15 protein-coding genes and 1 tRNA gene are annotated in these 17,291 nt (G+C 70.4%); 5 read left to right on the top strand and 11 right to left on the bottom strand.

Going from position 1 to position 17,291, the window contains the following annotated elements:
* Positions 1–184: 184 nt before the first annotated feature.
* Positions 185–1,240, top strand: coding sequence for a LacI family DNA-binding transcriptional regulator (locus tag ACZ4WH_RS37880; RefSeq protein ID WP_468189549.1), 1,056 nt, complete (start codon positions 185–187; stop codon positions 1,238–1,240).
* 70 nt (positions 1,241–1,310) lie between these two features.
* Here the strand turns inward: ACZ4WH_RS37880 and ACZ4WH_RS37885 are convergent.
* The 4 genes from ACZ4WH_RS37885 to ACZ4WH_RS37900 form a co-directional block, all read right to left on the bottom strand.
* A tRNA-His gene (locus ACZ4WH_RS37885) sits at positions 1,311–1,383 on the bottom strand.
* Positions 1,384–1,486: 103 nt separating this feature from the next.
* Complete coding sequence (orn, locus tag ACZ4WH_RS37890; protein ID WP_468189551.1) at positions 1,487–2,089, bottom strand: oligoribonuclease; 603 nt, start codon at positions 2,087–2,089, stop codon at positions 1,487–1,489.
* Between the two features lie 134 nt (positions 2,090–2,223).
* Complete coding sequence (locus ACZ4WH_RS37895) at positions 2,224–3,441, bottom strand: helix-turn-helix domain-containing protein (RefSeq protein WP_468189553.1); 1,218 nt, start codon at positions 3,439–3,441, stop codon at positions 2,224–2,226.
* Between the two features lie 378 nt (positions 3,442–3,819).
* A complete protein-coding gene (locus ACZ4WH_RS37900; protein ID WP_468189555.1) occupies positions 3,820–4,089 on the bottom strand; it encodes a hypothetical protein in 270 nt (89 codons plus the stop codon).
* Between the two features lie 326 nt (positions 4,090–4,415).
* On the opposite strand from ACZ4WH_RS37900, the gene ACZ4WH_RS37905 reads away from it, so the two are divergent.
* Positions 4,416–4,943, top strand: a complete 528-nt coding sequence (locus ACZ4WH_RS37905; protein WP_468189556.1) for a universal stress protein — start codon at positions 4,416–4,418, stop codon at positions 4,941–4,943.
* 140 nt (positions 4,944–5,083) lie between these two features.
* A complete protein-coding gene (locus tag ACZ4WH_RS37910) occupies positions 5,084–5,638 on the top strand; it encodes a hypothetical protein (RefSeq protein WP_468189558.1) in 555 nt (184 codons plus the stop codon).
* 122 nt (positions 5,639–5,760) lie between these two features.
* On the opposite strand, the gene glmS is transcribed toward ACZ4WH_RS37910, so the two are convergent.
* Both glmS and ACZ4WH_RS37920 read right to left on the bottom strand, forming a co-directional pair.
* A complete protein-coding gene (gene glmS / locus ACZ4WH_RS37915; RefSeq protein WP_468189560.1) occupies positions 5,761–7,578 on the bottom strand; it encodes a glutamine--fructose-6-phosphate transaminase (isomerizing) in 1,818 nt (605 codons plus the stop codon).
* Between the two features lie 62 nt (positions 7,579–7,640).
* Positions 7,641–7,898 (bottom strand): hypothetical protein, encoded by a 258-nt coding sequence (locus ACZ4WH_RS37920; RefSeq protein WP_468189562.1) that lies wholly within the window; start codon positions 7,896–7,898, stop codon positions 7,641–7,643.
* A 165-nt stretch (positions 7,899–8,063) separates the two neighbouring features.
* Between ACZ4WH_RS37920 and ACZ4WH_RS37925 the strand changes: the two genes are divergently transcribed.
* Entirely contained in the window at positions 8,064–9,629 is a 1,566-nt protein-coding gene (locus ACZ4WH_RS37925; RefSeq protein ID WP_468189564.1) for a purple acid phosphatase family protein, read from the top strand.
* A 22-nt stretch (positions 9,630–9,651) separates the two neighbouring features.
* On the opposite strand, the gene ACZ4WH_RS37930 is transcribed toward ACZ4WH_RS37925, so the two are convergent.
* Positions 9,652–10,521, bottom strand: a complete 870-nt coding sequence (locus ACZ4WH_RS37930; protein WP_468189566.1) for a DUF4429 domain-containing protein — start codon at positions 10,519–10,521, stop codon at positions 9,652–9,654.
* Between the two features lie 79 nt (positions 10,522–10,600).
* On the opposite strand from ACZ4WH_RS37930, the gene ACZ4WH_RS37935 reads away from it, so the two are divergent.
* On the top strand, positions 10,601–12,202 hold the full coding sequence (locus ACZ4WH_RS37935; protein ID WP_468189567.1) for a beta-N-acetylhexosaminidase: 1,602 nt from the start codon (positions 10,601–10,603) through the stop codon (positions 12,200–12,202).
* Between the two features lie 64 nt (positions 12,203–12,266).
* Here the strand turns inward: ACZ4WH_RS37935 and ACZ4WH_RS37940 are convergent, their stop codons facing one another.
* Genes ACZ4WH_RS37940 through desA form a run of 4 tightly spaced genes read right to left on the bottom strand, consistent with a single transcriptional unit; the run spans position 12,267 to position 17,281 of the window.
* A complete protein-coding gene (locus tag ACZ4WH_RS37940; RefSeq protein ID WP_468189569.1) occupies positions 12,267–14,036 on the bottom strand; it encodes an IucA/IucC family protein in 1,770 nt (589 codons plus the stop codon).
* The gene (locus ACZ4WH_RS37945; protein WP_468189571.1) at positions 14,033–14,572 is read right to left on the bottom strand and encodes a GNAT family N-acetyltransferase; all 540 of its coding nucleotides are present in this window, start codon (positions 14,570–14,572) and stop codon (positions 14,033–14,035) included. Before ACZ4WH_RS37945 ends, ACZ4WH_RS37940 begins: the two co-directional genes overlap by 4 nt.
* Positions 14,569–15,855 (bottom strand): lysine N(6)-hydroxylase/L-ornithine N(5)-oxygenase family protein, encoded by a 1,287-nt coding sequence (locus ACZ4WH_RS37950; protein WP_468189573.1) that lies wholly within the window; start codon positions 15,853–15,855, stop codon positions 14,569–14,571. The genes ACZ4WH_RS37945 and ACZ4WH_RS37950 overlap by 4 nt, the downstream gene beginning before the upstream one ends.
* Positions 15,839–17,281, bottom strand: a complete 1,443-nt coding sequence (desA, locus tag ACZ4WH_RS37955) for a lysine decarboxylase DesA (protein ID WP_468189575.1) — start codon at positions 17,279–17,281, stop codon at positions 15,839–15,841. The genes ACZ4WH_RS37950 and desA overlap by 17 nt, the downstream gene beginning before the upstream one ends.
* Positions 17,282–17,291 lie beyond the last annotated feature (10 nt).

Raw genomic sequence — 17,291 nt, forward strand, 5'->3', positions numbered from 1 at the left:
TCCCCCCCCCCCCCCCCCCCCCCCCCCCCCTCCCCCCCCCCCCCCCCCCCCCCCCCCCCCCACCCCCCCCCGCCCCACCCCCCCCCCCCCCCCCCCCCCCCCCCCGCGGCGGACGGAAGCGAAGTGCCCCCGTCACGGCTGTTACATTCCTGGCCTGAACGGCGGTGAACGGAAGGCGGCGACCATGGCAGGCAGCGGTGGGAGAGGCCGGGGCGGCCGACGGCCGACCCTGGAAGAGGTCGCCGCCCGGGCCGGGGTCGGGCGGGGCACGGTCTCCCGGGTGATCAACGGCTCGCCCCGGGTCAGCGACGCCACCCGCGCCGCGGTGGAGGCGGCCGTGGCCGAACTCGGCTACGTGCCCAACACCGCCGCCCGCGCCCTCGCGGCCAACCGCACCGACGCCATCGCGCTCGTCGTCCCCGAGCCGGAGACCCGGTTCTTCGCCGAGCCGTACTTCTCCGACATGCTGCGCGGGGTCGGCGCCGAACTCTCCGACACGGAGATGCAGTTGCTGCTGATCTTCGCCGGCAGCGACCGCGAGAGGCAGCGCCTCGCCCAGTATCTGGCGGCCCACCGCGTCGACGGCGTGCTCCTGGTCTCCGTCCACGCCGACGACCCGCTCCCGGACCTGCTCGCCCAGCTGGAGATCCCGGCCGTGATCAGCGGCCCGCGCTCGGCGGCCGAGTCGCTTCCCTCGGTGGACTCCGACAACTACGGCGGCGCCCGCTCGGCGGTGGAGCACCTGCTGGGCCGGGGCCGCCGCCGGATCGCGCACATCACCGGCCGCCTGGACGTCTACGGCGCCCAGCGCCGCGTCGCCGGCTACCGCGACGCCCTGCGCGACGCGGGCCACCCGGTGGACGAACTCCTCATCGTGCCGGGTGACTTCACCGACGAGGGCGGACGCCGGGCGATGACGACCCTGCTGTCCCGCCATCCCGACCTGGACGCGGTCTTCGCCGGCTCGGACGTGATGGCGGCCGGCGCCCGGCAGGTGCTGCGCGAGGCGGGCCGCCGCATCCCCGACGACGTCGCGCTGGTCGGGTACGACGACTCCGCCATCGCCCGCCACATGGACCCGCCGCTCACCAGCGTCCGCCAGCCCATCGAGGAGATGGGCCGCGCGATGATCGACCTCCTCCTCACGGAGATCGCCGACCGCCGCCCGGTCGCGTCCCGTGGTGTCGACCGCCACCAGGCGGTCCTGCCGACGGAACTGGTGGTCCGGGCGTCGTCGTGACGCACGGGGGTCCGGACAACGAAACAGCCGGTGACCCGTCATTCGACGGAGTCACCGGCTGATTACTCAGGGTGAGTGACGGGACTCGAACCCGCGACATCCTGGACCACAACCAGGTGCTCTACCAGCTGAGCTACACCCACCACGACCGGCTGTTCGAGGAGTGTTCTCCCCGACCGGCCGAGAAGAAGTCTACAGGGTCCGAAGGGGTGCTCGCGCACAGGTTTTCGCGCGGCGCCGTGGCGGCTACCGCGCGGGCAGGACGTGCTTGGCGGCGATCGTCCTCGCGGTGTCGGAGTCCGGCCCGGGCTGCGGCACGAAGATGGCCTCGCGGTAGTAGCGCAGCTCGGCGATCGACTCGCGGATGTCGGCGAGGGCCCGGTGGTTGCCGTTCTTCTCCGGACTGTTGAAGTACGCCCGGGGATACCAGCGGCGGGCCAGCTCCTTGACCGAGGAGACGTCGACGATGCGGTAGTGGAGGTAGTCCTCCAGCGTCGGCATGTCCCGGAGGAGGAAGCCGCGGTCGGTGCCGACCGAGTTGCCGCACAGCGGGGCCTTGCCGGGCTCCTTCACGTACTCCCGGACATAGGCGAGGACCTGATCCTCGGCGTCCTTCAGTGTCGTGCCGCTCTCCAGTTCGGCGAGCAGCCCGGACGCGGTGTGCATCTGACGCACCACCTCCGGCATCGTCTCCAGCGCCCGGGCCGGCGGGCGGATGACGATGTCGACCCCCTCGCCGAGTACGTTCAGCTCGGAGTCGGTGACGAGGGCGGCCACCTCGATGAGAGCGTCGTCGGACAGCGAGAGGCCGGTCATCTCGCAGTCGATCCACACCATGCGATCGTTCATGCGACCACCCTAAAGCGGACCTGAGCTTTTGGATGCCCCTGTGCTGGTGCCGGGCTCGCCGGGGGCTGCCCTCTCCGAGCAGAAGAACGAGCAGAAAGAAGGGGGCGGGATGTACCCGCCCCCTTCCGTTTGCGTCAGTTACCGCTGCGCGGACCCGGCAGCAGGCCCACCGCGCCCGCCGTGGCCCGGCGGCTCTGGAGGGGGACACCGCTGTCCCGGTGCTCGTGGAGCAGGGGAGCCGGGTTCACCGGGCCGGGGCCGGGCAGGCCGGTGGGCGTGCCCTGCTGGCCGGATGGCGGGACGGCCGGTTCCGTCTCACCCGGCTTGTCGCCCTGCGGCCGGCGGGCACGGTAGGCGGCCCGGTAGGCGGCGGGGGACGAGCCGAGCTGGCGGCGGAAGTGGCCGCGCAGGGCCACCGGCGAGCGGAACCCGCAGCGGCCCGCCACCTCGTCCACGGAGTAGTCCGACGTCTCCAGCAGGCGCTGGGCCTGGAGCACGCGCTGCGTGATCAGCCATTGCAGCGGCGCACTGCCGGTCAGCGACCGGAACCGGCGGTCGAACGTACGGCGGCTCATATAGGCGCGTGCCGCCAGCGTCTCCACGTCGAACTGCTCGTGGAGGTGTTCCAGCGCCCAGGCGACGACCTCGGCGAGCGGGTCGGCGCCGATCTCCTCCGGTAAAGACCGGTCGAGATAGCGCTCCTGGCCGCCCGACCGGCGCGGCGGGACCACCAGGCGCCGGGCGAGCGCGCCGGCCGCCTCGTTGCCGTGGTCCGTCCGCACGATGTGGAGACAGAGATCGATTCCGGCCGCCGTGCCCGCGCTCGTCAGCACATCGCCGTCGTCGACGAACAGCTCCCGTGGATCGACGTGCACCGACGGATAGCGCTTGGCCAGCGTCGGTGCGTACATCCAGTGCGTGGTCGCCGGGCGGCCGTCCAGCAGTCCGGCCGCCGCGAGCACGAAGGCGCCCGTGCACAGCCCGACGATGCGGGCGCCCTCCTCGTGTGCCCGGCGCAGCGCGTCCAGTGCTTCCTCCGGCGGCGGCGAGGTGATCGAACGCCAGGCCGGTACGACGACCGTCCCGGCGCGTGAGATCGCCTCCAGCCCATGCGGTGCGGTGAGTTCCAGGCCCCCTGTGGTCCGCAGCGGGCCTTCCTCGCCGGCACACACCAGAAGGCGGTAGCGCGGCACGCCGGCGTCCTGGCGGTCGATCCCGAACACCGACAACGGAATGGAACTCTCGAAGATGGGGCCGCCGCTGAACAGCAGCACCGCGACGATCTCCTTGCGGCGTCGCCCGGACAGTTTCCGGGCTGCGGCGTCCGGCGAGGCAGTGGAGTCGTGGCTCATACTGCTAAGCCCCCCTCGGTGGTCGCGGCTCCTCGGTTGTGTCGCTCCTGCACGTTTCCCCTCGGTCCTGCACGAGTCCCCCGCCGTAAGACAGTCAAGATCGAATTTACTGGCTCCCGCGATCGGGCGGTGACCAGTTCCACACGCGGCACATTGTCGACATGACAACTTGGCGTGAAGCATTCGATCACGAAGCGTTGCACTCGCGAGGCGCGCAGGGAAGTGCGCCTTGTGGCAGTGGCCAAACCGCGTAGGGTGCGCAGCGGCCCGTAGACCCTTTCCGTGCAGGTGGAACGGGGGTTGGGGGGTGGTTCGGACCCCTCCTGGGCGATATCCAGAAGTTGGCTGAAAAGCAGCGTTCGCAGGCGCGGAAACAGGTCAGTCGACCGGTGTCTGCTCCCGGGTGTGACGTCCGCCTCTTTGCGCGGCGCAACGCTCGGCACATCGCTCGGAGCGACGCAGCAGCACGCGGCAGGCCGCCGTGACGGCGGCGAGGCCCAGGGCGGTGCCCGTGGCGCCGGCCGGTGAAGCGCCGTACCAGAGGAGGACCACGGGCACGAGCGCGCAGCTGAAGGCGGCCCAGCGGATCACATCGCCGGCCGCGTCCGGTGCGGGGCGCGGGTCGCGGCGGGGTCGGGCTCCGGGCATCTGGTACTCCCTGTGGCGGTGGCTCACCCCGGTTCAACGTCCGTCCGACCGGTCGGTCACCGGGCGCGCATCTGTGAATCCTGTGCAAACCGCCTGTACGGGGCAGCAACCATTGCGTTGCGGGCGCGGCTCGTGCATGCTCCGGTGAACCCCTACGGACGTCGGGGACCGCTCACGGAGCGTGCGCGGGATCTGGGCTCAGGAGGCGTGCCGCCGTACCCTTGGGGGTATGGGCTTGGGAAGATGTTTCCCGGACACAGCTCCGCAGCACGCTTCCGCCGCACACTGTCGTCCCACCCATAAAGGATCACAACGCCGAGACAGCCATGGCCGGTCACGAATTCTTCGAACCCGCGGACCGCAAGCGGCCGGTCGCCAACCCCACGGCGGCCGATCCCCTGGCGGCGGCAGAGTCACGCCCGTCCTGCGACCCCGCCTTCCGGCACGGAGTGGTCGTCGGCTTCGACGGCTCCACCTCCAGTGAGCGCGCCCTCGCCTACGCGATCGGCATGGCCCACCGTTCCCGTTCCGGCCTGATCATCGTGCATGTCGCCAACCGGCTGCCCACCACGGTGTGGGCCGGCTGCGAGCCGCCCGTCTTCGTGGACGTGCCGGACCACCGCACGGAGGTCCTGGGGCTGGAGCTGGCCTGTGCGGACTATCTGGCCGAGGTCCCGTGGATCCTGGTCGAGCGCGGCGGGGACATCTGTCACGAACTGGAGGAGGTCGGCCGCGAGTACGAGGCCGACGCGATCGTGGTCGGCTCCACGCACGGCATCGTCGGCCGGATCTTCGGCTCGGTCGCGGGGCGGCTCGCCAAGCGGGCGCAGCGGCCCGTGATCGTCATTCCGTGATCGTCGTCCCGTAGGTATCTCACGCCCCGTCAATTCCCTTTGTGCACGCGTGAACTACTCGCGCGTAAAAGGTGTTTGTGCCCTTGTGAAGGGCATATACCGGTCACCGCACAACTGCACATGCATGAAGGGAGCCCGCCGTGGACAACGACGTCTCTGCGGGAAGCGTGAGCACCACCGTGGTCGGCCGACTGGCCCTGGCGATCACCTTGTTGGCATTCGGGCTCGGTACCACCGGTGTCATCGACGGCGTGGGTGCCTCCGACGCCGTGACCGTGGCCCACTACGTGGGCGGGGTCGCCCTCTTCCTCGTCGGCCTGCTGGCCCTCCGCGACGGAGCCTCCGGCGTGGGGTACGTCGCCCTCGGCGCCCTCTGGTTCACCTGGGCCGTGTCGGACCACGGCTCGGCCAACGCGGCGGGGCTCTTCCTGCTGCTGTTCGCCCTGGTCGCCCTCACGCTGACCGTCGCCGGCGGGGACACCCTCGGTCAGCTCATGCACGGGCTGCTGTTCCTGGCGATGGTGGTGCTGGCCGTGGCGGCCTTCGCCGACAGTTCCGCTCTCGCCAAGGCCGGGGGCTGGGTGGCCGTCGTCTCGGGGGCGGTGGCCTGGTACGCGGCGACGGCCGCGGTCGCCCACTGGCCGACGGCCCTTCCGGGGCGTGCCGCGGGCCGGGGGGTGACGGCCACCGGCTGACACTCAGCGGCATGGGAAGGACCCCCACGTGTTCGGGGCACACGTGGGGGTCCGTTCCGCTTGTCGCGCCTGTGCGGGTGCGTGGGGGGTGTTCGGGCAGTTCCCCGCGCCCCTTCGGGGCGCTACTCCACCGTCACCGACTTGGCGAGGTTCCTCGGCTTGTCTATGTCCCGGCCCAGGGCCTTCGCCGTGTGGTACGCCAGGAGCTGGAGGGGGATGCCCATCAGGATGGGGTCCAGTTCGTCCTCGTTCTTCGGGACGAGGATCGTCTGGTCCGCCTTCTCCTGGTGCTGGTGGGCCACCGCGAGGATCTTGCCCTCGCGGGCCTTGATCTCCTCCAGAGCCGCGCGGTTCTTCTCCAGCAGGTCGTCGTCGGGGACGATCGCGACCGTGGGGAGGGCCGGCTCGATGAGGGCCAGCGGGCCGTGCTTCAGCTCGGAGGCGGGGTAGGCCTCGGCGTGGATGTAGGAGACCTCCTTGAGCTTCAGGGAGGCCTCGCGGGCGACCGGATAGCCCCGGACGCGGCCGATGAAGAGCATCGAGCGGGCGTCGGCGTAGCTCTCCGCCAGCTTCTTGATCTCCTCCTCCTGGTCCAGGATCTCGGTGATCTGCCGCGGCAGCTTGCGCAGGCCCTCGATGATCCGCTTGCCGTCGCGGACGGAGAGGTCGCGGGTGCGGCCGAGGTGCAGGGCGAGCAGCGCGAAGGCGACCGTGGTGTTGGTGAAGCACTTCGTGGAGACCACGCAGACCTCGGGGCCCGCGTGCACGTAGATGCCGCCGTCGGCCTCGCGGGCGATCGCGGAGCCGACCACGTTGACCACGCCGAGCACCCGCGCGCCCTTGCGCTTCAGCTCCTGCACGGCGGCGAGGACGTCGTACGTCTCACCGGACTGGGAGACGGCGATGTACAGGGTGTCGGGGTCGACGACCGCGTTGCGGTAGCGGAACTCGGAGGCGGGCTCGGCGTCGGCGGGGATGCGGGCCAGCTCCTCGATCATCTGGGCGCCGATCATGCCCGCGTGGTACGAGGTGCCGCAGCCCAGGATCTTCACACGGCGGATCTGCCGGGCCTCGCGGGCGTCCAGGTTGAGGCCGCCGAGGTGCACGGTGGAGAACCGGTCGTCGATGCGGCCGCGCAGCACCCGGTCCACGGCGTCGGCCTGCTCGTGGATCTCCTTGTGCATGTAGGTGTCGTGGCCGCCCATGTCGTAGGACGCCGCCTCCCACTCCACGGTGGTCGGCTCGGCCGAGGTGCGGGTGCCCTCGGTGGTGTACGTCCGGAAGTCGTCGGCCTTGAGGGTGGCCATCTCGCCGTCGTCCAGCGTCACTATCTGCCGGGTGTGGGCGACCAGGGCGGCGATGTCCGATGCGACGAACATCTCCTTCTCGCCGATGCCGAGGACGACCGGGGAGCCGTTGCGGGCCACCACGATGCGGTCGGAGAAGTCGGCGTGCATGACCGCGATGCCGTAGGTGCCCTCGACCACCCGCAGGGTCTCGCGGACCTTGTCCTCCAGCTTCTCGGCCTGCGAGCGGGCGATCAGGTGGGTGAGGACCTCGGTGTCGGTCTCGGAGAGGAACTCGACGCCGTCCGCCTCCAGCTTGCGGCGCAGGTCGGAGGCGTTGTCGATGATGCCGTTGTGGACGACGGCGACCTTGTGGTCGGCCGACATGTGCGGGTGGGCGTTGACGTCGGAGGGGGCGCCGTGGGTGGCCCAGCGGGTGTGGGCGATGCCGGTGGTGCCCTTGAAGCGCGCCGGGACCTTGGCCTCCAGGTCGCGCACCCGGCCCTTGGCCTTGACCATCTTCAGGCCGGGCGTCTTCGGGGAGGTGACGACGATGCCCGCGGAGTCGTAGCCGCGGTACTCCAGGCGCTGGAGGCCCTCCAGAAGGAGAGGGGCGACGTCACGCTTCCCGATGTATCCGACAATTCCGCACATATATAGAGGTATCCCTTGGCTGTCGCTGGGCCGGGCTGCCGCCGGCCGGGTTCCGGCTGGTTTCAGCCGTAGACCATGCGGCGCAGCTGCCTGAGCGTCAGCTCCGGCGGCGCCACCGCCCGGTACTTCAGGTCCGCCTCGATCCGTTCGAAGATCTCCGCGTTCACCAGTCCCTGGGACTGGAGTTCGCGGTGGCGGCGACGGACGAACTCCTGGGCCGTCTCGTCGAAGTAGGCGAGCACGTCCTGGACCACACGCAGCGCCTCGCCCCGGCTGAGGGGCGTGGATCGCGTCAGGTGATCAACAAGTTCGTCGTGCACCCGGTAGATCCTGGAGTACCGGCGCCTGTTTCGCAAGAATCGTGCCCGATTCCGGGCAAGCTGCTGTTGAAACTCTTATGGGGCTCTGTTCGCGAGCTGTCCATCCTCCGTCTTGCGACTTGTTGCCCGAACAGACGAGTTTCAGACGCCATGGACATTCCTCGTATGGGAGTACCCGAGAAGCTGGCCGCGCGCATGAGCATGGCCGAGCAGCATGAGTACCTGCGCGCCAGATTCTCGCGGCGCACCATGATCAGGGGCGGCGCGGTCACGCTGGGCGCCGTCGCGGGTGGCGCGTTCGTGCCGGGCGCCACCGCCCAGGCGGCCGTGCCGACCCAGCGCACCGCCCCCGCCACCCAGCACGTCGACGGCGCCCTCGTCGCCCCCTTCGGCCGCCACCTGGCCTGGGGCAACGACCCGCGCACCGAGATCACCGTCTCCTGGCAGGTCCCGGTCGCCGTCAAGAAGCCGTTCATCCGCATCGGCGCCCACCCCTGGGACCTCTCGCGCAAGATCGACGCCGAGGTCCGCACCCTCTACACCCCGGCCGGTGTCGGCGCGAGCGGCGACCACACCCAGTACTACCTGCACGCCAAGCTGACCCACCTGCGCCCCGGCAAGACCTACTACTACGGCGTCGGCCACCAGGGCTTCGACCCGGCCGAGTCCCACCTGCTGGGCACGGTGGGCACGTTCACCACCGCCCCCGCCCACAAGGCGCCGTTCACCTTCACCGCCTTCGGCGACGAGGGTGTCAGCTACCACGGCCTGGCCAACAACGCCCTGATCCTCGGCCAGAACCCGGCCTTCCACCTGCACGCCGGCGACATCGCCTACGGCGACCCGGCCGGCGCGGGCAAGACCAGCGACACGGGCTTCGACTCGCGCACCTGGGACCAGTTCCTGTACCAGACCGAGTCGGTCGCCAAGCAGGTCCCGTGGATGCCCGCGTACGGCAACCACGACATGGAGGCCTGGTACTCGCCCAACGGCTACGGCGGCGAGGAAGCCCGCTGGACCCTCCCGGACAACGGCCCCGACAAGAAGAACCTGCCGGGCGTCTACTCCTTCGTCTACGGCAACACGGCGGTCATCTCGCTCGACGCCAACGACGTCTCCTTCGAGATCCCGGCGAACCTGGGCATATCCGGCGGAACCCAGACCAAGTGGCTGGAAGGTCAGCTGAAGAAGTTCCGCGCCGCCAAGGAGGTCGACTTCATCGTCGTCTTCTTCCACCACTGCGCCTACTGCACCTCCACCGCACACGCCTCGGAGGGCGGCGTGCGCCAGGAGTGGGTGCCGCTGTTCGAGAAGTACACGGTGGACCTGGTCATCAACGGCCACAACCACCAGTACGAGCGCACCGACGTCATCAAGGCGGGCAAGGTCACCAAGAAGTTGCCGATCGGCGGCACGGCCTACCCCGAGACCGACGGTGTGGTCTACGTCACCGCGGGCGCGGCCGGCCGCAGCCTGTACGCCTTCTCCGCCCCGGACTCCTACGAGGGCCACGAGCACGAGACCGACTCCGTGGCCTCGTTCGTCAACACCAAGGACGGCAAGGTCGACGAGACCGTCGCCTGGTCCCGGGTGCGGTACCTCAACTACTCCTTCCTGCGCGTGGACGTCGCGCCCGCGCCCAAGGGGCGGCAGACCACGCTGAAGGTGTCGGGCATCGCCGAGACCGGCGACCGCATCGACCACTTCACGGTGTCCCGCAAGGCCAAGTAGGCCTCCGGCGGACGGGCGGTCCTCACAGGCGCTTGAGGACCGCCCGCTTGGCCAGGGCGAACTCCTCGTCCGTCAGCACGCCGTCGCGGTGCAGCTCGCCCAGCTCGCGCAGCCGGCGCAGCAGCACGTCGTGGTCGTCCCCGGCGGGCTCCTCGCTCAGCCGGGGCGCGTCCCGCCGCACGTCCGGCTCCGCCGAAGGGTGCGGCAGGCGCGCCTGCACCGCCGCCGCGACCAGGGCCATCAGCGGGTCCTTCCGGAAGCCCCACAGTTCCACCGCGTTCGGGTCGTACTTGGGCGGTGCGGTGACCGGGGCACCGCGCACGAGGAACCGCAGATGCCCGTTCTCCAGGCCCGCCGCCGGCTGCCACTCGACGCCGGTGATGTCCGCGAGGGGGATCGTGCGAGACCCGGCGGAGGCCTTGGCGTCCTCCGTCTTCCAGTTCCACTCCAGCCGCACCCGCTCCCCGTCGAAGCTCGCCGTGCCGTCCCCGGCCGAGGCCGACACCGGCAGGGACGGGCCCGGCAGCAGATATCCGGCGACCGGGTCCGGCGACACCCCGTCCAGCAGCAGGGCGTTGCGCACCTCGTCGGCGACGTACTCGGCGACGCCGTACCGGTCGGGCTCCACCGTCAGCTGATACGGGTCGTGCGGCTCGGCGAGCCGGCCCCCGGTGGCGTGCAGCAGCGGGTCGGCGCCGTCGCGCAGCCGCAGCCTGAGCCGCCCCGACTTCCGGCCCTGCTCGAAGGAGACACCGGCCAACGCCCCGAGCGGTACGACGAGTTCGCCCAGCTCACGGCGGAGCAGGCCCACGTTCTTGTCCCGGCCCGGGGTGAGGCGCAGGGCGTCGCCGTCGAAGGCCCAAGTGCCGTCCTTCTGGATGATTTCCGCCATGCGGGGATTGTTCCACCCGATCTGCGGGACAGTGGTCTCGACCATGTCTGACGGTCACCCCCATCCGAAGGGAGCGCTTGTGAGACCGAACCACGGCACGACTCCCCGCATATCCCGCATCCTCGGTTCCCTGCTGCTGTGCGCGGCGGCCGGCGTCGTCACCCTCGGCGCGGCCCCCACGGCGCAGGCCGCCGCCCCGACCCCGCTGGACCGGGTGGTCCCGGCCCCGGCCTCGGTCACGCCGGGCGGAACGCCGTACCGCATCACCCGGGACACCCGCGTCCGCGTCGACGGCTCCGCCGAGGTCCGTCGCATCGGCGCCTACCTGGCCGGCCTGCTGCGCCCGGCCACCGGCTATCCGCTGCCGGTCACCGAGCACGGCACCGGCGGCATCCGACTCCACCTGACACGAGGCGACTTCGGCGCCGAGGGCTACCGGCTGCACAGCGGCGCGGGCGGTGTCACCCTCACCGCGCGCACCCCCGCCGGGCTCTTCCACGGAGTGCAGACCCTGCGCCAGCTCCTCCCGGCGGCCGTCGAGAAGAAGACCGTGCAGCCCGGCCCCTGGCGGATCGCCGGCGGCACCGTGGCGGACCGCCCCCGCTACGCCTACCGGGGCGCCATGCTCGACGTCTCCCGGCACTTCTTCACGGTCGCCCAAGTCAAGCGGTACATCGACCAGTTGGCGCTCTACAAGGTCAACGAGCTGCATCTGCACCTCAGCGACGACCAGGGCTGGCGCATCGCGATCGACTCCTGGCCGCGCCTGGCCTCCTACGGCGGCTCCACCGAGGTCGGCGGCGGCCGGGGCGGCCACTACACCAAGGCCGACTACCGGGAGATCGTGCGGTACGCGGCCTCCCGCTATCTGGAGGTCGTGCCCGAGCTGGACATGCCCGGCCACACCAACGCGGCCCTCGCCTCCTACGCGCGGCTCAACTGCGACGGCGTGGCACCCCCGCTGTACACCGGCACCGAGGTCGGCTTCAGCTCGCTGTGCGTACCCAAGGAGGTCACCTACGACTTCGTGGACGACGTCGTCCGGGAGCTGGCCGCCCTCACCCCCGGCCGCTACCTGCACATCGGCGGCGACGAGGCGCACTCCACCAGCCACGCGGACTACGTGACGTTCATGGACCGGGTGCAGCCGGTCGTCGCCCGCTACGGCAAGACGGTCATCGGCTGGCACCAGCTCACCGGTGCGCACCCGGCGAAGGGCGCCCTCGCCCAGTACTGGGGCCTGGACGACACCAGCGCGGCGGAGAAGGAGCAGGTCGCCCAGGCCGCCCGGAACGGCACGGGCCTGATCCTGTCCCCGGCCGACCGGACCTACCTCGACATGAAGTACACGCCGAACACCCGACTCGGCACGGACTGGGCGGGCCTGGTGGAGGTGAAGCGGTCCTACGACTGGAATCCGGGCGCCTATCTCGCCGGGGTGCCGGCCTCGGCGGTCCGGGGTGTCGAGGCGCCCCTGTGGACGGAGACGGTGACGAACTCCGCCGACATCGAGTACATGGCGTTCCCACGGCTCGCCGGCGCGGCCGAGCTGGGCTGGTCACCGGCGGCCACCCATGACTGGGACGCCTACCGGGTACGGCTGGCGGCGCAGGGCCCGCGCTGGGACGCCCTCGGCATCCGCTACTACCGGTCGCCGCAGGTGCCCTGGCCGGCGCGCTGACCCGAATGCCGACGGGCACCCCGGAGGACCGTACTCCGGGGTGCCCGTCAGGTCTGTGCCGCCGTCAGAACCCGGCGATGGGGTTCTTCAGGGTGCCGACCAGCTGGAGCGCGCCCGACGGATCGGCGAGGTCCACCATCTGCCTGTTGTCGCGCAGCTGGAGCCGGTTGAGGCAGGACAGCGCGAACTCGGGGGCGAACATGTCGTACTGGCGGAACCTGTCGGCCAGCTCCGGGTTCGCCTCCTGGTACTCCCGGGTGACCTCGGCGACCGTGCGCCAGAAGTCGTCCTCCTCCAGGATGCCCTCGGCGGCGAGCCGGGCGGCGAGGAAGCGGAAGAAGCAGTCGAAGACGTCCGTGAAGATCGACAGCAGCTTCTTGTCCTCGGGGACCTCGACGCGGATGCGCCGGACCTCCGGCGGCAGGGCCGCGTCCGGGTCCATGACGGCGATCTCCTCGGCGATGTCCTTGTAGACCGCCCGCCGCACGGCCCCGTCCCGCAGCACCAGGATCGTGTTCTCGCCGTGCGGCATGAACACCAGGTCGTAGGCGTAGAAGCTGTGCAGCAGCGGGGTGTAGTAGGCCCGCAGGTACTGCCGCAGCCACTGGGCCGGGGTCAGGCCCGAGCGCTCGATCAGCGCGCCCGCGAAGGAGGCGCCCTCGTCGTCCACGTGCAGCAACGACGCCATGGTGGCGAGGGACTCGCCGTCCCGCAACGAGGGTACCGGGCTCTCCCGCCACAGCGCGGCCAGCATCTTGCGGTACGGCGAGTAGCGGTCGGTGGCCCGCTCGTACTCCAGGTGCCGGTAACCGACGGCGGCCCGCTCCCGGATGATGGACAGACCGGTCGCCCTCAGCACCGGGTCGCTGTCGATCAGCTGGGCCAGCCAGTCGTTGATGGCCGGGGTCGCCTCCATGTAGGCGGCGGACAGGCCCCGCATGAAGCCCATGTTGAGGACCGACAGGGCCGTCTTCACATAGTGCTTGTGCGGGTCGCTGGTGTTGAAGAACGTGCGGATCGACTGCTGCGCCAGATACTCGTCGTCGCCCTCGCCCAGGCAGACCAGATGCTGACGGGCCACCTCGGCGGCGAACGTGACGCTGAGCTTGTTCCACCACTGCCAGGGGTGGACCGGGATGAACAGGTAGTCGGCGGGGTCCAGACCCCGGTCGGTGAGGACGGCACGGAACCGCTCCACCGTCTTCTCGCCCAGCTCGTCCCGCAGGAACGACTCGTACTCGATCCCGGCACCGGCCGTGAACGCGGCCCGCGAGCGGTGCGCGGCCAGCCACACCAGCCGCACCGGGCTCGCCGTCTCCGGCGCGTACGACAGATACTCGTGGACGCCGAAGCCGAGCCGCCCGTTGTTCGCGACGAAGCACGGGTGGCCCTCGGTCATCCCGGTCTCGATCGCCTGGAAGCCGCTCCGCGCCAGCTCGGCGGAGGTGACGCGGGGCTTGGTGAGCTTGTAGCAGGTGCCCGAGAGGGTGGAGGAGATCTCCTCCAGGTAGACCGGCAGGATCTCGTCGCTCAGCCCCAGCGACTCCTTCAGCTCGATGAAGAAGTCGACTGCGGCCAGCGGGAGTTCGGCGCCCTCGCGGTGCCGGGTGAGGGAGTCGGGGTCGATCTCCCAGTGGTCGAGGGCCCGCCGCACGGCGCTGAACCGATAGGTGGTGAGCCCGTCGTCGCTGCGGACGACGTACCGGCCGCCGTCCTCCTCGGGTGTGACCAGCCGCTCGTGCGCGAACTCGGCGAGCGCCTTGCGCAGCAGCAGCCGGTTGGCGGTCGCCCAGCGCTCGGGGGACAGATGGGCCACAGCGTCGGCGAGGGTCATGCGGTCACCGCCTTCTCGAACTGCTCGCGGGTGCAGAAGCTCAGCAGCGCCCGCTTCTCCGGCTTGTCGATCTCCCGTTCGGGCACGAACCCGACGGCCGCGTTCAGGGCGTGCACGGCCGTGTTGCGGACGTCCGGCTCGACGACGACCCGCTCCACCGCCGGGTCCTCGAAGAGACGGGCCATGACGGCGGTGATGACGGCCTTGGTGAACCCGTGCACGGGGGTGTCGGTGGCCGGGGTCAGGAAGTGCATCCCGACGTCGCCCGGCCGCGGCTCGTACAGCCCGGCCAGCTCCCGGTGGGCGGGGTCGTACTTCTCCATCAGGAAGGCGGGCGTGCCGTCCCGCAGCCCGAGCAGCGCGTGGTGGTGTTCGTCGGCCGCGATCTCCATGTAGGCGCGCTCGACGTCCTCCAGTCTCGCGTCCCGCATCATCCAGAAGGCCGCCTTGGGATGGGTGACCCAGGAGTGCAGCAGTTCGGCGTCCGTCAGCGGGTCGACGGGACGGAACGTGAAGGTCATGGTAGTGCCGGTCATACCGCGAACTCCTGGAAGGCGATGGTCTTCTCGACCGGGTAGTACTCCGTGCCGAGCAGCTCACGGATGATGTACGCGTTCCGGTACGCGCCCATGCCCAGGTCGGGGCTGGTGATGCTGTGCGTGTGGACGCCGGCGTTCTGGAGGAAGATCCCGCGGCCGGTGGTGTCGATGGAGTAGTTGCGGGCGACGTCGAAGCGGCCGTGGCCGTCGAAGCGGAGCCGGCCCTGGACCGGGGCGAGGAAGGCCGGCGGGGTGTAGTGGTAGCCGGTGGCGAGGACCAGGCCCTCGCTGCGGATCTCGAAGTCCTTGCCCTGCTCGTCCTGGTGGAAGCCGAGGGTGTACGTGCCGTCCTCGTGGGCCGCCGTGCGCAGCGTGGAGTTGGTGAGCAGCCGGGTGGGGACCGGGCGGTCGCCGCTCTCGACGTTCTTCTGGTACAGCAGGTCGAAGATCGCGTTGATGAGGTCCGAGTTGATGCCCTTGAACAGGCCCTTCTGCTGCTTCTCCAGCCGGTAGCGGGTCTCCTCGGGCAGCGCGCGGAAGTAGTCGACGTAGTCCGGGGAGGTCATCTCCAGGGTCAGTTTGGTGTACTCCAGCGGGAAGAACCGCGGGGAGCGGGTGACCCAGTTGAGCTGGTAGCCGTGGACGTCGATCTCGGCGAGCAGCTCGTGATAGATCTCGGCCGCGCTCTGGCCGCTGCCGACGATCGTGATGGACTTCTTCCTCAGCAGCTCCGCCTTGCGGTGCATGTACTGGGAGTTGTGCAGGAAGTCCCCGCCGAGCCCCTGGCAGGCCTCCGGCACGAAGGGGACCGTGCCGGTGCCCAGGACCAGGTGCCGGGCCCGGTAGGTTTCCCCGGCCTTGGTGCGGACGACGTACCGCTCGTCCTCGTACGTCACCTCGGTGACGGTGGTGCCGAAGCGGACGCTGCTCAGTTTGTTCGCCGCCCAGCGGCAGTAGTCGTCGTACTCGATCCGCAGCGGGTAGAAGTTCTCGCGGATGTAGAACGAGTACAGTCTGCCCTTCTCCTTCAGGTAGTTCAGGAAGGAGTACGGCGAGGTCGGGTCGGCCAGGGTGACCAGGTCCGACATGAACGGGGTCTGGAGGTGGGCGCCGTCCAGGAACATGCCGGCGTGCCACTCGAAATCGGGCTTGGACTCCAGGAACACGCCGTCCAGCTCGGCGATCGGCTCGGTGAGGCAGGCGAGGCCGAGGTTGAAGGGGCCGAGCCCGATCCCCACGAAGTCGTAGGTCGTGCTGTGGGCTTCAGGACGCGCGGTCAAGGGACTCTCCCAGGTACTGCTCGGCGTGGCCGGCGATCAGATCGAGGACGGCGGCGATGTCGGCCGCCCGGGTCTCGGGGTTGAGCAGGGTGAACTTCAGGTAGTGACGGCCGCCCACCTTGGTGCCCGCGACCACGGCGTCACCGGAGGCGAACAGGGCCTTGCGGGCGTAGAGGTTGGCGCGGTCGATCTCGGCCGGGTCGGTGACGGCCGCCGGGATGTAGCGGAAGACGAGGGTGGAGAGCGTGGGCTCGACGACGACGTCGTAGCGGGGATCGGCCGCGAGCAGCCGCCAGCCCTCCTGAGCCAGGTCGCAGACCTCGTCGAAGAGCTGCCCGATGCCGTCGGCACCCATCGTGCGAAGGGTGAGCCACAGCTTCAGGGCGTCGAAGCGGCGGGTGGTCTGGAGGGACTTGTCGACCTGGTTAGGGATACGTTCCTGCACCATGCGGCGCGGGTTGAGGTACTCCGCGTGGTAGGTGGCGTGCCGCAGCGTGGCCGCGTCCCGGACCAGCACGGCGGACGAACTGACCGGCTGGAAGAAGGACTTGTGGTAGTCGACGGTGACCGAGTCGGCACGCTCGATGCCGTCGATGCGGTCCCGGTACTTCAGGGAGGCGAGCAGCCCGCAGCCGTAGGCGGCGTCGACGTGCATCCAGACGCCGTACTGGGCGCACAGCTCGGCGATCTCCGGGAGCGGGTCGATGGAGCCGAAGTCGGTGGTGCCTGCGGTGGCGACGACGGCCATGGGGATCAGGCCGTCCTGCGTGCAGCGCTCCAGCTCGTGGGCGAGGGCGACCGTCTGCATGCGCTTGTCGTGGCCGACGGGAACGGCGACGACGGCGTCCGGCCCGAGGCCGAGCAGTTTCGCGGACTTCTTGACGCTGAAGTGGCTGACCTCGGAGGCGAAGACGCGCAGGCGCCCGAGTGAGTCGCCCTTGGCCTCCTCCCGGGCCAGCAGCAGCGCCTGGAGGTTGGACTGGGTGCCGCCGGAGGTGAAGATGCCGTCGGCGGCCGGGCCGAGGCCGATGCGGGCGGTCGTCCAGTCGATCAGCTTGCGCTCGATGAGGGTGCCGCCGGCCGACTGGTCCCAGGTGTCCAGCGAGGAGTTGACCGCGGAGAGCACGGCCTCGGCCAGCACCGCCGGGATGACGACCGGGCAGTTGAGGTGGGCGAGGTAGCGGGGGTGGTGGAAGTAGATCGCGTCCCGGAGGTAGACGTCCTCCAGTTCGTCCAGCGCGGCGGTGGTGTCGCCCAGCGGACGGTCGAGGTCGATCGCGTCGATGGTGGGGGAGAGGGCGTCCACGGTGACGCCGGTGAACGGACGGTCGGTGGTGGCGAGTTTGGCCGCCACCCGCTCGACTCCTTGGGTCACGGAGCGGCGGTAGTGCTCCGCGGTGAGGCCATTGAGCAGGTGCGAGCGCATGTGGGGGTCC

This window comes from Streptomyces sp. NPDC029138 (assembly GCF_055564375.1).